14 protein-coding genes are annotated in these 13,444 nt (G+C 68.1%); 3 read left to right on the forward strand and 11 right to left on the reverse strand.

What is annotated here, in order from left to right:
* Window positions 1-571: sodium/proton-translocating pyrophosphatase (locus V7Q42_RS17995; RefSeq protein WP_333825522.1), on the reverse strand; the 571-nt coding region annotated here is incomplete at its 3' end.
* Window positions 572-840: 269 nt separating this feature from the next.
* Window positions 841-1,872 (reverse strand): thiamine-phosphate kinase, encoded by a 1,032-nt coding sequence (gene thiL / locus V7Q42_RS18000; protein WP_333825523.1) that lies wholly within the window; start codon window positions 1,870-1,872, stop codon window positions 841-843.
* Between the two features lie 256 nt (window positions 1,873-2,128).
* Here thiL and V7Q42_RS18005 point away from each other — a divergent pair, with 256 nt between their 5' ends.
* A complete protein-coding gene (locus V7Q42_RS18005) occupies window positions 2,129-2,707 on the forward strand; it encodes a hypothetical protein (protein WP_333825525.1) in 579 nt (192 codons plus the stop codon).
* A gap of 64 nt (window positions 2,708-2,771) precedes the next feature.
* On the opposite strand, the gene nusB is transcribed toward V7Q42_RS18005, so the two are convergent.
* From nusB to nrdR, 5 genes are all read right to left on the reverse strand, one after another.
* Entirely contained in the window at window positions 2,772-3,263 is a 492-nt protein-coding gene (nusB, locus tag V7Q42_RS18010) for a transcription antitermination factor NusB (protein ID WP_333825526.1), read from the reverse strand.
* A 4-nt stretch (window positions 3,264-3,267) separates the two neighbouring features.
* Window positions 3,268-3,762, reverse strand: coding sequence for a 6,7-dimethyl-8-ribityllumazine synthase (ribH, locus tag V7Q42_RS18015; RefSeq protein WP_333825527.1), 495 nt, complete (start codon window positions 3,760-3,762; stop codon window positions 3,268-3,270).
* Between the two features lie 118 nt (window positions 3,763-3,880).
* Window positions 3,881-4,495, reverse strand: coding sequence for a riboflavin synthase (locus V7Q42_RS18020; protein ID WP_333825528.1), 615 nt, complete (start codon window positions 4,493-4,495; stop codon window positions 3,881-3,883).
* 44 nt (window positions 4,496-4,539) lie between these two features.
* On the reverse strand, window positions 4,540-5,643 hold the full coding sequence (gene ribD, locus V7Q42_RS18025; RefSeq protein ID WP_442958230.1) for a bifunctional diaminohydroxyphosphoribosylaminopyrimidine deaminase/5-amino-6-(5-phosphoribosylamino)uracil reductase RibD: 1,104 nt from the start codon (window positions 5,641-5,643) through the stop codon (window positions 4,540-4,542).
* 73 nt (window positions 5,644-5,716) lie between these two features.
* Window positions 5,717-6,184: a transcriptional regulator NrdR gene (nrdR, locus tag V7Q42_RS18030; RefSeq protein WP_333825530.1), complete on the reverse strand. Its 468-nt coding sequence runs from the start codon at window positions 6,182-6,184 to the stop codon at window positions 5,717-5,719.
* Window positions 6,185-6,392: 208 nt separating this feature from the next.
* Between nrdR and V7Q42_RS18035 the strand changes: the two genes are divergently transcribed.
* A complete protein-coding gene (locus V7Q42_RS18035) occupies window positions 6,393-8,063 on the forward strand; it encodes a bifunctional metallophosphatase/5'-nucleotidase (RefSeq protein ID WP_333825531.1) in 1,671 nt (556 codons plus the stop codon).
* A gap of 210 nt (window positions 8,064-8,273) precedes the next feature.
* Here the strand turns inward: V7Q42_RS18035 and V7Q42_RS18040 are convergent, their stop codons facing one another.
* The 4 genes from V7Q42_RS18040 to V7Q42_RS18055 form a co-directional block, all read right to left on the reverse strand.
* Window positions 8,274-8,636, reverse strand: coding sequence for a hypothetical protein (locus V7Q42_RS18040; RefSeq protein ID WP_333825533.1), 363 nt, complete (start codon window positions 8,634-8,636; stop codon window positions 8,274-8,276).
* A gap of 83 nt (window positions 8,637-8,719) precedes the next feature.
* A complete protein-coding gene (locus V7Q42_RS18045) occupies window positions 8,720-9,313 on the reverse strand; it encodes a hypothetical protein (protein WP_333825534.1) in 594 nt (197 codons plus the stop codon).
* 100 nt (window positions 9,314-9,413) lie between these two features.
* Entirely contained in the window at window positions 9,414-10,709 is a 1,296-nt protein-coding gene (glyA, locus tag V7Q42_RS18050) for a serine hydroxymethyltransferase (protein WP_333825535.1), read from the reverse strand.
* A 174-nt stretch (window positions 10,710-10,883) separates the two neighbouring features.
* Window positions 10,884-12,176 carry a L,D-transpeptidase family protein gene (locus V7Q42_RS18055; protein ID WP_333825536.1) on the reverse strand — a complete coding sequence of 431 codons (1,293 nt, stop codon included), beginning with the start codon at window positions 12,174-12,176 and terminating at the stop codon, window positions 10,884-10,886.
* Window positions 12,177-12,543: 367 nt separating this feature from the next.
* Here V7Q42_RS18055 and V7Q42_RS18060 point away from each other — a divergent pair, with 367 nt between their 5' ends.
* Window positions 12,544-13,338 (forward strand): SDR family NAD(P)-dependent oxidoreductase, encoded by a 795-nt coding sequence (locus V7Q42_RS18060; protein WP_333825537.1) that lies wholly within the window; start codon window positions 12,544-12,546, stop codon window positions 13,336-13,338.
* The last annotated feature ends 106 nt before the right edge of the window (window positions 13,339-13,444 follow it).

A 13,444-nucleotide genomic window follows, 5' to 3' on the forward strand; every position in this document is an offset into this window, starting at 1 on the left:
CGCCGACGTCCGCACCCTTGGTGAAGATGCCGCCGCCGAGACGGGCGAAGATCGAGATCAGCGAAGCGCCGAAGCCGAGCGCGACGAGCGCGTCGATGACGATGCGGTCGTTGGGCGCGTGACCGAGCGGACCGGTGAGGATGGCGTAGTAGACGGCGACACCGAGGAGCGCCAGACCGGCGACCAGCATGCCGGTGACCGCGCCCGCCTTGAAGGCGATGTCGAGGCCGGCGGCGAGCGACTGGGTCGAGGCCTGGGCGGTGCGGACGTTGGCGCGCACCGAGACGTTCATGCCGATGAAGCCGGCGAGGCCGGAGAGGACCGCGCCGATCAGGAACCCGATCGCCACTTCCTTGCCGAGCAGGATGCCGAGGGCGATCAGGATGACCACACCGACGAGGCCGATGGTGGTGTACTGGCGCTTCAGATAGGCCTGCGCGCCCTCGGCCACCGCTCCGGCGATTTCCTGCATGCGGGCCGATCCCGCATCGGCGGCCATCACCGATCGAATGGCCCAGACGCCATAGACGATCGATACGAGGCCGCAGAGAATGACGACGAGTATGGTCATGATGCCTCCCGTTCATGTCGCGAACGCCGTTTCACGGGTTGGTCCCCGTCTTTCGAGCGCCGCGTCGAGCGTAGTGTCGCAGATCCGGCGGCCAGCCCTGGAAGCCGCCGTTCGATCGCGCGCCAGCCTAATCACGCCCGATGGGCCGTCAAGCGCGACCTCGGGCGTAAACGAACGGTTAATCGGCGGACGGACCCCACCCTGCGACGTCACGTCGCATTTCCGCCGCGAGCGGCTCTTCGACCAAGGTCGCAACCCTCGGCAACGTTTCAGAAATGCCGGAAGCCGCCGGGCGCCAGCGGCAGCGATCGTCCGTCACGATCGAGGAAGCGGGGGACGGCCCCGCCGGCGGTGTCGGGGTCGGTTGCGGACGCTTTCTCGACGATCCGGCCGATCGCGGCGACCGGCACGCCGGCGCGGGCGGCCTCCGCCTCGAAGCGGGTGGTCGAGTCGGGCGCGACGGCGGCGAGGATCTCGTAGTCGTCGCCGCCGCCGAGGACGGTCTCCAGCAACGCCGGTTCGGCGGCGACGGCCCGGCTCGCCGCGGCCGAGAGCGGCAGCGCGGCGACATCCACCTCCGCCGCCATGTCAGATCCGCGGCACATCCGCGACAGATCGAGGCCGAGGCCGTCGGAGACGTCCATGGCGGCGCGGGCGTGGGCGAGGATCGCCGGAGCGAGCGGCAGCCGCGGTTCGGGCAGGAGGTAGCGGCGGGCGAGATGCGCCGCCTCGTCGGCGGTGAGAGCCCACGCGGCGGCGCGCGGCGGCGCGCAGCGGGCGATCAGGCCGAGCGCGGCGTCGCCGAGGGTTCCCGAGACATAGAGGCGGTCACCGGGACAGGCGGCGGCGCGACGGACCATACGGCCGTGCGGCACCGCACCGAAGACCGAGATCGAGACGATCAGCCCGTCGGGCGAGCGGATGGTGTCGCCGCCGTAGAGCGACAGGTCGTAGGTCTGCTGATCGGCGGCGAGACCGGCGGCGAAACGGGCGAGATCGGCCTCGCGCCAGTCGGCGGGCAGCGCCAGGGTGAGGAGATAACCGATCGGCGCGGCGCCCTTGGCGGCGAGATCGGAGAGATTGACGCGCAGCGCCTTGCGGGCGACCGCCCCCCAGTCGTCCTCGGCGAAGAAATGGACCCCGGCGGCGACCGCGTCGGTCTTCAGCACCAGATCGCAGCCGGGCGGGGCCGTCAGTTCGGCGCAGTCGTCGACGAGCGCCAGAGCACCGGCGTCGCGTGCCAGCGGACGGAAGAAACGGGCGATCAGATCGTCTTCGTCTGGGCGGGTCGATCCCGGCACGGGGGCTTCCTGTCGCGGTCGGTGAGCGCCGCCCTCCTCCGATAGACGATCGCGCCGACGGGGTCGAGGGCGGGTGGAAGTGGCGTTTACCGACTGTTTTGGTTACCCGGAGAGAGCCCCACGAAAATTACCGATTGTTCGGGGTTGTCGGGAAAGATCGGCCACGGACGACGCGAGGCACGACGGAGACGTCGGCTCGCGAGAGGACGAGGCGACGATCCGACGGGACGGCGCCGGGGACGAAGGGAGACTGGGGATGTTCGGGCTCGCCATGAAGAAGAAGGCCGCCGTTTCCGTGGCGGTCGCGGCGGTGACGCCGAGCGTGGCGGAAGAGCGCGCTCGCGAGGCGGAAGCGTCGGCCGATACGCTGGCGCGCATCGTGCGGATTTCCGAGGAGGTCGCGGCGCAGACCGCGGCGCTCGACGCCACCGCCTTCCGCGATCTGGTCGAGGCGCACGCCGACGCCAAGCGCGCGGCGTCGAGGGCCGAGGAAGAGGCCCGGCGCGAAGCGCGGCGGGCGCATGTCGCACGGATGTGCGAGGAACATCTCGACGAGGATCAGTGGCGCGCCAAGCTCGAGCGGGCACTCGAAGCCGCGACGCGCGGCGAGAAGGAGTTTCTCCTCGTCCGCTTCCCGTCGGAACTGTGCGAGGACGGCGGCCGCATGATCAACGCGCCCGATCCCGACTGGCCGTCGACGCTGCGCGGCCCGGCGGCGGACGTCTATGTCCGTTGGCGCGACGAGTTGAAGCCGCGCGGCTTCGGCCTCGTCGCCCGCATTCTCGAATTCCCCGGCGGTTTTCCGGGAGACGCCGGGATCATCCTGACGTGGTGAGGTGACGTACGGCTTTCGATCCGTGAGCGACGACGGCCCGCCCGAACGGCGGGCCGCTTCCGTTTCAGCCCTCGAATTCGGTCGTGCGCAGGGTGCGGGCGATCTTGTCGAGGACGGCGTTGACGATGCGCGGTTCGTCCTCGCCGAAGAAGGCCTTGGCGACGTCGACGTATTCGGCGATGACGACGCGCGCCGGGATGTCCTTGCGCTTCAGAAGCTCGAAGGAGCCGGCGCGCAGGATTTCGCGGAGCGTCACGTCGATGCGCTTCAGCGGCCAGCCTTCGACCAGGGTGGTGTCGACGCGCGGGTCGATGTCGCGCTGATAGGCGACGACGCCGGCGACGATCTCGCGGAAGAACTCCGGATCGGCCTCGCGATAGGTGTCGCCGTCGATCTCGCGGCCGAGGCGGAAATTCTCGAATTCGGCGACGACATCGCCGAGTTCGGTGCCGGCGATCTCCATCTGATAGAGCGCCTGGACGGCGGCGAGCCGCGCCGCGCCACGCTTGTTGGCGGGCTTCACGTCGCGGGGCGCGGCGGGTTTCGTGTCGGTCATGGCGTCACAGCCCGAAGCCGCGGCGCAAGCCGATCATCGACAGGACCGTCGCGGCGGCCGCGCCGCCCTTGTCGAGACGCTTGGCATCGGCGCGTTCCCACGCCTGCTCGTCGTTCTCGACGGTGAGGATGCCGTTGCCGATGGCCAGCGCCTCCTGCACAGAGAGATCCATCAGGGCGCGCGAACTCTCGTTCGCCACGATGTCGTAATGGCCGGTGGCGCCGCGGACGACGCAGCCGAGGGCGACGTAGCCGTCGTAGTCGACGCCGGCGTCGGTCTCGTCGGCGGCGACGAGGGCGTAGGAGATCGCGGCCGGGATCTCGAGCGCGCCGGGCACGGTGACGGTGTCGTAGTCGACACCGGCGGCGTCGAGCACCGCCACGGCGCCGGCGTGCAGGGCGGCGACGAGTTCGGGATTGAAGCCGGTCCGGACGATCAGGACGCGAGCGCCCTCGACGGCCTCCCGGTCGAAATCGGGATGGTGATGCTGAGTGGACATGGGATGATGCGGTCCTCTTTCGAGCCGCGATCAATGAAGGATGGGGCGGCGAAAGTCCAGCGCGGCTCACGGTCTCACGGGGGATGGGAGCCCTGCGCCGACGATCGGCCCCCTCCCCTCACTCGCCCGCTTCGGCGTCTCGGAGGCGCGCGACGTATCTCGCCATCAGGTCGATCTCGAAATCGACGCGGTCGCCGGTCTTGCGCTCTCCCCAGGTGGTGACCGCCAGGGTGTGCGGGATGATCTGCACCGTGAAGAGGTCGCCGTCGACGGCGTTCACCGTCAGCGAGGTGCCGTCGAGCGCCACCGAACCCTTGGGTGCGACGTAGCGGGCGAGGTCGTGGGGGACGCGGAAGCGGAAGACCGCCATGTCGCCTTCCTCGATCCGGCTCTCGATCACCGCGATGCCGTCGACGTGGCCGGTGACGAGGTGGCCGCCCATCTCGTCGCCGAGCTTCAGCGAACGCTCGAGATTGACGCGACCGCCGACCTTCCATTCGCCCATGGTGGTGACGCGCAGCGTTTCCGGGCTCGCCTCCACGTCGTGCCAGCCGCGGCCGTCGGGAAGGCGCCCCTTGTCGATGACGGTGAGGCAGCATCCGGCATGGGCGATGGAGGCGCCGAGGTCGATGCCGTCGGGGTCGTAGGTCGAGGCGACGCGCAGCTTCACCCCGACTTCACGGGGCTCCAGCGCGACGATCTCGCCGACGGCGGTGACGATCCCGGTGAACATGGCGATTTCTCCTGGTCGCGGGGGATCGCGACGGGTTGGACGATTCAGGGTCGTGTGGGCCGGGTCCGACGGTAGCACGTCAGACGATCGGGGCCGACACTCTCCCGCCCGACGATCTCGAAGCCGCCGGAGCCGGGCGCGATCGCCGCTTCGACCGCCGGCGGCAGAGGAAGCCCGCCGGACCCGACGACGGTCTCGCTCTCGAACAGAGCGATCTCGTCGACGAGGTCCTGCGCGACGAGGGTCGCGGCGATCTCGGCGCCGCCCTCCACCACCAGATTGCCGATGCCGTCGGCGGCGAGGCGGGCGAGCGCCGCTTCCGGATCGATGCGACCGTCGGGGCCGACCGGCACGGGCACGACATCGACGCCGAGCCCGGCGAGGGTACGGCGGCGTTCGGGATCGGCGTGTTCGCAGACGAGGAGGCGCACCGGCACGTCGCGAGCGGTCGTCGCCAGCCGGCTCGTCTCCGGCAGCCGGGCGGCGCCGTCGAGCACGATGCGCAGCGGCGAGGCCGCCTCGAGGCCGGGCAGGCGGACGGTCAGCGCCGGATCGTCGATCAGAGCGGTGCCGATGCCGACGAGGACGGCGTCGGCCTCGGCGCGCAGGACATGGGTGCGGGCGCGGGCGACGGGTCCGGTGATCGCGACGTTCGCCGCGTCGCGCCGGCCGAGCATGCGGTCGGCCGAGACGGCGAGTTTGAGGAGGACGCGGGGGCGGCCGCGCAGGATGCGTGAGACATGGCCGGCGAGGCCGTCGCGCGCCTCGTCCGCCGCCACCCCTTCCACCACGTCGATACCGGCGGCGCGCAGCTTGGCGAAGCCGTGGCCGGCGACGCGCGGATCGGGATCGCCGAGGGCGACGACGACGCGGGCGATGCCGGCGGCGGCGATCGCGTCGGTGCAGGGCGGGGTCCGGCCGTAGTGGGCGCAGGGCTCGAGCGTGACGTAGAGAGTAGCGCCGCGCGCCGCCGCGCCGGCTTGCGCCAGCGCCTGAGGCTCGGCGTGAGGGCGGCCGCCGAGCGCCGTGACGCCGCGGCCGACGACCCGCGGACCGCCCTCGCCCTTCGCCACGACGAGAGCGCCGACCGACGGGTTGGGCGCGGTCAGACCGAGATGGCGGCGGGCGAGGCGGATGGCGGCGCCCATGAAACGGTGATCGAGCGCGGTGACGGTCACGGCGCTGCGGCTCCTCGGCGCCCCGCGCCGCGGCGGCGGGGGATCATCGGATCGGGCTCTCGGCGGTGGTGAGTTCGCCGAGCAGGGTCTCGAAGTCCTTGGCCTCGCGGAAATTGCGATAGACCGAAGCGAAGCGGACGTAGGCGACGTCGTCGAGGTTCTTCAGCCCCTCCATGATCGATTCGCCGATCTGCTCGGAGGTGATCTCCGGTTCGCCGAGGCTCTCGAGCTGGCGGACGATGCCGGAGACCATGCGCTCGATCCGTTCGGGCTCGACCGGACGCTTGCGGCAGGCGATCTGCACCGAACGCATCAGCTTGTCGCGATCGAAGGGCACACGCCGGCCGGAGCGCTTGACCACGGTCAGCTCGCGCAGCTGCACCCGTTCGAAGGTGGTGAAACGGCCGCCGCAGGACGAACAGATGCGCCGCCGCCGGATCGCCGTGCCGTCCTCGGTCGGCCGGCTGTCCTTCACCTGGGTGTCCTCACCGCCGCAATAGGGGCAACGCATCGCCGTTTCTCCCGCGGGACCGAGTCATGGCCGGTCTCGTGACGACGTTTCTACACGAGGAAACGGCGCGGTGGCGAGAGCCGGCGTGCGCGACGGGGGACGAGCGACGATGGGGCGTTGACCGGCTTTCGCGGCGGGTGGATGCTGCCGCCGGATGCGACCTCGGCCGGCATCGGCCCGCCCGAGGCGAAGATACACGGGATCCGCCATGAAGCTCCGCTCCATCCTCCTCGCCGCCGCGTCGGCGCCGCTGATCCTCTCGAGCGCGACCGCGTTCGCTCAAGCCGTCGAGCCGCTCGAGGTGACGCTGCTCGCCATCAACGATTTCCACGGCAACCTCAGGCCGCCGGGCGGCGGCATCAGGATCAAGGATCCGGCCGACCCGGCCAAGACGGTCTCGGTCCCGGCCGGCGGCTCGGAAGCGATGGCGACGCTGGTCAAGGAGAAGCGCGCCGCGGCCAAGAACTCCGTGTTCGTCGCCGCCGGCGACCTGATCGGCGCGACGCCGCTGCTCTCCGCCCTGTTCGCCGACGAACCGACGATCGAGTCTCTGTCGGCGATGGGTCTCGAGGTCTCGGCGGTCGGCAACCACGAGTTCGACAAGGGCGTCGCGGAGCTCAAGCGCAAGCAATACGGCGGCTGCCAGACCTCGACCAGCTGCCTGGCGCTGCATCCCTTCGTCGGCGCCAAGTTCAAGTATCTCGCCGCCTCGACGGTCGAGAAGGACACCGGCAAGACGATCTTCCCTCCTTATGAGGTCAAGACCTTCGAGGGTATCTCGGTCGCCTTCATCGGGCTGGCGCTGAAGGGCACGCCCGACATCGTGCTGCCGTCCGGCGTCGCCGGCGTGTCGTTCAAGGACGAGGCGGAGACGGTCAACGCGCTGGTGCCGGAGCTGAAGGCCAAGGGGATCGAATCGATCGTCGTGCTGATCCACGAGGGCGGCTTCCCGACCGGCGACTACAACGAGTGCCCCGGCATCTCCGGGCCGATCGTCGACATCGTCAAAAAGCTCGACAAGGCGGTCGACGTCGTCGTCTCCGGCCACACCCACAAGGCCTACAACTGCGCCATCGACGGCCGTCTGGTCACCTCGGGCGACAAGTTCGGCACCATCGTCACCGAGATCAAACTCAAGATCGACCGCAAGACGCGCGACGTGGTCGAGGCCAAGGCGAACAACGTCATCGTCCGCACCGACACTTACGCCAAGGACGCGGAACAGACGGCGCTGATCGCGGCCTACGAGAAGGTGGCGGGTCCGCTGATCGAACGGCCGGTCGGCAAGATCGCCGCCTCGCTCACCCGCGAGGAGACGCCGGCGGGCGAGAGCGTGCTCGGCGATGTCGTCGCCGACGCGCAGTACGAGTTGACCAAGGCGGCCGACAAGGGGGCGGCGTCCTTCGCCGTGACCAACCCGGGCGGCCTGCGCGCCGACCTGTTGAAGAAGGGCGACGAGGGCAAGGTCTCCTACGGCGACATCTTCGCCTCGCAGCCCTTCGGCAACAACCTCGTCACCCTGACGCTGAGCGGCGCCGACATCGACATCATGCTCGAGCAGCAGTGGCTGAAGCAACCGAAGCCGCGCATCCTCCAGGTCTCGAAGAACTTCTCCTACACCTGGGACGCGGCGAAGCCGGAGGGCGAGCGCGTCGACATCGCCTCGATCACCATCGACGGCAAGCCGATCGATCCGGCCGGCAGCTACCGGGTGACGGTCAACAACTTCCTCGCCGACGGCGGCGACGGCTTCAAGATCATCAAGACCGGCCGCGATCCGCTGCCCGGCATCTTCGACGTCGACGCGCTCGAGGCCCACATCATGGCGAAGGGCACGATCGAGCCGACGGCGCGCGACCGCATCAAGCGGGTGAACTGACGGCAGGGGGCGCGGGCGGACCGGCGCGGCGTGTCTCCGGGTTCGCCGCCGGCCCCGGGCCGACGAGACGAAAAGGGCCGCGGATCGCTCCGCGGCCCTTCCAATTCCGAATAACAGTCTGGGTTACGTTAGAGGGTGTGGTCTAAGAAAATTATGAAATTATCCAGCAACTGCCAAACATTACTATTTAATTCTTCGCTCACGAAGTCGTCAGATCTGAGGCGAAAATGTCCGAAGTTCGTCAATAGGCCTCTCGGGTCGTTTCGGTGCGTTCAGTCCGGCTTTCAATGCATTTCGCGCTTCGGAGTCGTGCCCGCCGGCCCACTTACGCAACTCCGCAACACGATCCGCGCCAGCCTCACGAGCGAACCACTTGCCGATTCGGGATACGGAGTAAGCCTCCACCCAATCGGAGCGTTCCCAACGCTCCACGTAGCGCATGATCGCCTCCACAACGAGATGCGCATGCGCCGGGTTCGCCAACTCCAGCTTCAGCGTCTCGCGGTCGCTCGGGCGCATTTTATAGAGACAATCGTCCAGAACATTTGGCAACATAAGACCCATATCCAGCACCTTCACCCCCGAGGCATAACTGCCTAATGTCAACTTTATCAGACTGATAGCTCCCTGTCACACGGCATTGAGCATTAGGCCCCTCATTCAGCATCCATATAGTCAACGGTAACGGTTAATCCGAGCTTCACGAAACGCTCTGCTACGTTGTCGACCTGTCTCGCGCTGGGTGGATTCTCGGCGCAATAACGGCCCGAATTGGCGTTGAGCATCCATACCAACCGCCCATCCTTCGGATTTCGGTCGAATGCGATCTCCCCAGCGATCCTAGCGTGGCCTCCATCGAGCAAAGTCGGGTGTCCGAGCTTCTTCTTCTCGACCGGATGGTCCAAACCCTTCCGTCGGGGATATCCGTTGGGAACACGCGGCGAATCATTATACGCCTTCGGTGCTATTTCCTCGATCGCTATGACTATTTCCCCATCTCCTGCCATCGCCCATATGAAATTCTTGGTTTGCGCGGCCGGTCGAAGCAGCGCGCTCTGAACCGAGGATTCCAGTTCCGCGAGAGCTCTCGCGACGTCGCGGTCCAGCCGACAACGCGAAGAGGGAATTTCCCCCTCCTCCCATGGGTCTACCTTCGTGGGAAGCCTAGGGATACCAAATTCCATGTCGAGTTCGTGCGCGTCAACCATCGAAGAAAAAGCCGTATTAATGTCGCGGACCGCGGAGGTCATATCCAGCCACGGGTTGTTTGTCCACCGGCCAAGCAACCTAACATCCAACTTACCCCCCGGCGGTCGCAACCGACCGCCGAGGGACAATTTTCCGTCTCTCTCACCCGTAGATCGGGAAGCGGCGGCAGAGGGCGGTGGCCTGCTCCTTGATGCGGGCTTCGACCTGGCCGTCGCCCTCGGGGCCGTTGCGCATGATGCCGTTGACGACCTCGCCGATCATCAGGCCGATCTCGCGGAACTCGGCCTCGCCGAAGCCGCGGGTGGTGCCGGCGGGCGAGCCGAGGCGGACGCCCGAGGTCACCATCGGCTTCTCCGGGTCGAAGGGGATGCCGTTCTTGTTACAGGTGATGTGGGCGCGCTTCAGCGCCTTCTCGGTGACGTTGCCGGTGGCCTTCTTCGGGCGCAGGTCGACCAGCATCAGATGGGTGTCGGTGCCGCCGGAGACGAGGTCGAGGCCCTGCTCCAGCAGCGCCGTCGCCATGGCTCGCGCGTTCTTCACCACCTGATTGGCATAGGTCTTGAACTCGGGGCGCAGCGCCTCGCCGAAGGCGACCGCCTTGGCGGCGATGACGTGCATCAGCGGGCCCCCCTGGAGGCCGGGGAAGACGGCCGAGTTGATCTTCTTGCCGAGGTCGGCGTCGCGCGACAGGATCATGCCGCCGCGGGGGCCGCGCAGCGTCTTGTGGGTGGTGGTGGTCACCACGTGGGCGTGGTCGAGCGGGTTCGGATGCGCGCCGCCGGCGACGAGACCGGCGAAGTGGGCCATGTCGACCATGAAGATCGCCCCGACCTCGTCGGCGATCTCACGGAAGGCCTTGAAATCGATGACGCGCGGATAGCCCGAGCCGCCGGCGATGATCAGCTTCGGACGCTCCTTGCGGGCGAGATCGCGGACCTCGTCCATGTCGATCAGGTGGGTGTCGGGCTTGACCTTGTAGGGCACGGGGCGGAACCACTTGCCCGACTGGTTGACCGGCGAGCCGTGGGTGAGATGGCCGCCGCAAGCCAGATCCAGGCCCATGAAGGCGTCGCCGGGGGCGAGGAAGGTGAAGAACACCGCCTGGTTCGCCTGGGCGCCGGAGTGCGGCTGCACGTTGGCGTATTCGGCGCCGAAGATCAGCTTGGCGCGCTCGATGGCGAGCGTCTCGGCGACGTCGACCCACTCGCAGCCGCCGTAGTAGCGCTTGCCCGGGTAGCCCTCGGCGTACTTGTTGGTCATCACCGAGCCCTGGGCCTCGAGCACCGCCTTGGAGACGATGTTCTCGGAGGCGATGAGCTCGATCTCGTCCTGCTGGCGATGCAGCTCGTCGGCGATCGCGGTGAAGAGGGCCGGATCGGCCTCGGCGAGACCGGTGGTGAAGAACCCCGGGAACAAGGGGGCGTTCGACGTCGTCATGCGGGCACCTCTTCTCGACTCTTCACCGGGTCCCCCGGCGGTTTCGCGCGCCCGATAGCATGAAACGAGCGCCAGATCTTCCCCCCTTCGGCGAGGAGGAGCGGAAAACGATCGAGCCCGGCGGGGGCCGGGCTCGTTCAGGGTGTGGCGCGTGCGATCCTCGAGCGAGGAAGATCACTCCTGCGCCACCAGCATACCGACGCCGTCGCGGTTGTAGATGTCGTCGCGGAAGTGGACCACGCCCTCGCGGGTGACCCAGGCGGTGACGTAGTTGGTGTAGACCGGGACCGGCGTCTTCAGCTTGGCATCGAGGCGCTGGCCGTTGCGCAGCGCTTCCTCGACCTGCTGCGGGGTCCAGCCGCTGTCGCGCAGCAACCAGGTGACGTAGCCCTGGATGTTCTGGATGCGCATGCAGCCCGACGAATAGAAGCGGTTGTTGTCGCCGAACAGGTCCTTGAACGGCGTGTCGTGCATGTAGACGTCGTGCGGGTTGGGGAAGGTCACCTTCACCGTCGACATGGCGTTGTCGTCGCCCGGATCCTGACGGAAACGGTACTGGAGCGCCTGATCGGAGTTCCAGTCGATGGACTCCGGCGGCACTTCCTGACCACGCTGGTCGTAGATGCGGATGTGGTTCTTGGCGAGATAATCCGGCTCGGTCTGCATCTTGGGGATGAGATCCTTGCGGATGATCGACACCGGCACGTGCCAGTAGGGATGGAAGTTGATCTCGCGAATCTGCGACGACAGAACCGGGGTCTGGCGATCGATCTTGCCGACGACGGCGTTGTGGCGCTCGACGACGCGGCCCTGCTCGACCATCTCGAGCTCGGCGGCCGGGATGTTGAGGAAGACGTAGCGATCGCCGAGGAAACCCGACATCGAGCGGATGCGGATGAGGTTGGTCTCGAGCTGGCGCATACGGACGTCGGCGGTGACGTTCATCACGTCGAGCACGGTGTGGTCGACGATGCCGTCGGGACGCAGGCCGTGGCGCACCTGGAAGCGGCGGACGGCGGCGTCGACGTAGCTGTCGAAGGTGTCGCGATAACCGGTGCGCAGCTGCTCGGCCGGAAGATCGCCGGACACGACGAGGCGCTGGCGCAGGACCTGCACCGCGTCGGAGCGCGAACCGATCTTCAGCTTCGACTTCGATTCGACCTGGGGCCAGCCGCCGCGCGCGACGATCTCCTGCAGCTGTGGCAGCGCCGATTCCATCGCCGCGACGGTCTCGGGCGAGAGCAGCGGCAGGTCGGACTTGATGCGCTCGTAGCGCGAGGTGTCACCGACGTCGTACTTCTGCTGCCATTCGCGCACGGTCTGCGAACGGGTGAGCGCCTCGAGCGGGCTCTCGACCCCCGACTGTTCCGCGAAAGCCACGCCCGGAACGGCGATGAGCGACGCCAGCCCGGCGAGCAGGGCGCGGCGGCTCGGGTTCGTCACCGAAGCGGTCGACTTGTGATGCACCGTCTCGTCTCCATCGCGAGGGCTCGCCGATCGCACACGGCCGATCGCAGCCCGCCAGAAACCGGCGTCGGAACCCCTGGGAACGGATCGTCGGGACCGACCCGCGGTGCGGGCGAACTCGGCCGGCACCGCGAAGACACGAAGGAGGCGTCCCGGGGACACCTCCACCAAACTGCGCTCACGGCCACTTCGGATCGAATTGGCCCTGCGCGTCGATGTTCTTGGTCGCGCTCCAATATGGCCGATTCATGGTCCCGTCGAGACTCACGAAGACGTGTTCGCATCGTCCGGCGCGGCTGTTGCCGAGAAGCCGCAGAGTAGACGGGTGGATCGACCTGTCGATTCCCTCACTGCTTCGGAGACATCGATGACCTCTTCGACCTCGACCCCCGGGACCGCGCTGATCACCGGCGCCTCCTCCGGCATCGGCCGGGCGCTGGCGGATCGTTTCGCCGCCGACGGCTGGAACGTCGTGCTGGCGGCGCGCAGCGTCGCCAAACTGGAGGCGCTCGCCGCCGAACTCGCGGCGCGCCACGGCGTCACGGCGACGGCGATCGGCGCCGATCTCGCCGGGGTGGACGGGGCGCACGCCCTCCACGCCGAGGTCGAGCGGCGCGGCATCGCCGTCGATGCGTTGGTCGCCAACGCCGGGTCGGGGACCTACGGCGACATTCGCGACGGCGATCTCGCCAAGGACGTGGCGATGATCCAGCTGAACACCATCGCGGTGGTGGCACTGGTGAGGCTGTTCCTGCCGACGCTTCTCGCTCGGCGCGGCAAGATCCTGGTGACGGCCTCGACCGCGGCGTTCCAGCCCTGTCCGCACATGGCGATCTACGGCGCCACCAAGGCCTTCGTGCTGAGCTACTGCGAGGCGCTGGCGGAGGAACTGTCGGGCACCGGTGTGACCGTCACGGCGCTGTGCCCCGGGGCGACGGCGACCGGCTTCTTCGATGCCGCCGACATGAACGGTTCCGCCCTGGTCAAGGGCAAGCGGTTGCCGACGTCCGAATCCGTGGCGGCGGTCGGATATCGCGCCATGGTCAGGGGGCGGCGCATCGCCATTCCCGGCCTGCTGAACCTGCTCCTGGCACAGAGCGTCCGCTTCACACCGCGTCGGGTGGTCACCCTGGTGGGCGCGGCGATGTTGCGGCGGGTCTGACGGCCCGGGGTCGTCAGGCGGGATCCGGCGGACCGCGTTCTGCGACACCGATTCCGGATCGTGGAAGAAGCCCTTGCAGGGGAAGGGCTTTTCTCGCGAACGGAAC

The sequence above is a fragment of the Pinisolibacter sp. genome (assembly GCF_036782435.1).
Classification (GTDB): domain Bacteria; phylum Pseudomonadota; class Alphaproteobacteria; order Rhizobiales; family Ancalomicrobiaceae; genus CALBKH01.

Coding starts and splice junctions, on each gene's coding strand:
- V7Q42_RS18060 (WP_333825537.1), top strand. CDS start 12,544: ATGACCTCTTCGACCTCGACCCCCGGGACCGCGCTGATCACCGGCGCC.
- V7Q42_RS18020 (WP_333825528.1), bottom strand. CDS start 4,495: ATGTTCACCGGGATCGTCACCGCCGTCGGCGAGATCGTCGCGCTGGAG.
- ribH (WP_333825527.1), bottom strand. CDS start 3,762: ATGTCCACTCAGCATCACCATCCCGATTTCGACCGGGAGGCCGTCGAG.
- nrdR (WP_333825530.1), bottom strand. CDS start 6,184: ATGCGTTGCCCCTATTGCGGCGGTGAGGACACCCAGGTGAAGGACAGC.
- V7Q42_RS18005 (WP_333825525.1), top strand. CDS start 2,129: ATGTTCGGGCTCGCCATGAAGAAGAAGGCCGCCGTTTCCGTGGCGGTC.
- glyA (WP_333825535.1), bottom strand. CDS start 10,709: ATGACGACGTCGAACGCCCCCTTGTTCCCGGGGTTCTTCACCACCGGT.
- nusB (WP_333825526.1), bottom strand. CDS start 3,263: ATGACCGACACGAAACCCGCCGCGCCCCGCGACGTGAAGCCCGCCAAC.
- V7Q42_RS18045 (WP_333825534.1), bottom strand. CDS start 9,313: ATGACCTCCGCGGTCCGCGACATTAATACGGCTTTTTCTTCGATGGTT.
- ribD (WP_442958230.1), bottom strand. CDS start 5,643: ATGGGCGCCGCCATCCGCCTCGCCCGCCGCCATCTCGGTCTGACCGCG.
- V7Q42_RS18035 (WP_333825531.1), top strand. CDS start 6,393: ATGAAGCTCCGCTCCATCCTCCTCGCCGCCGCGTCGGCGCCGCTGATC.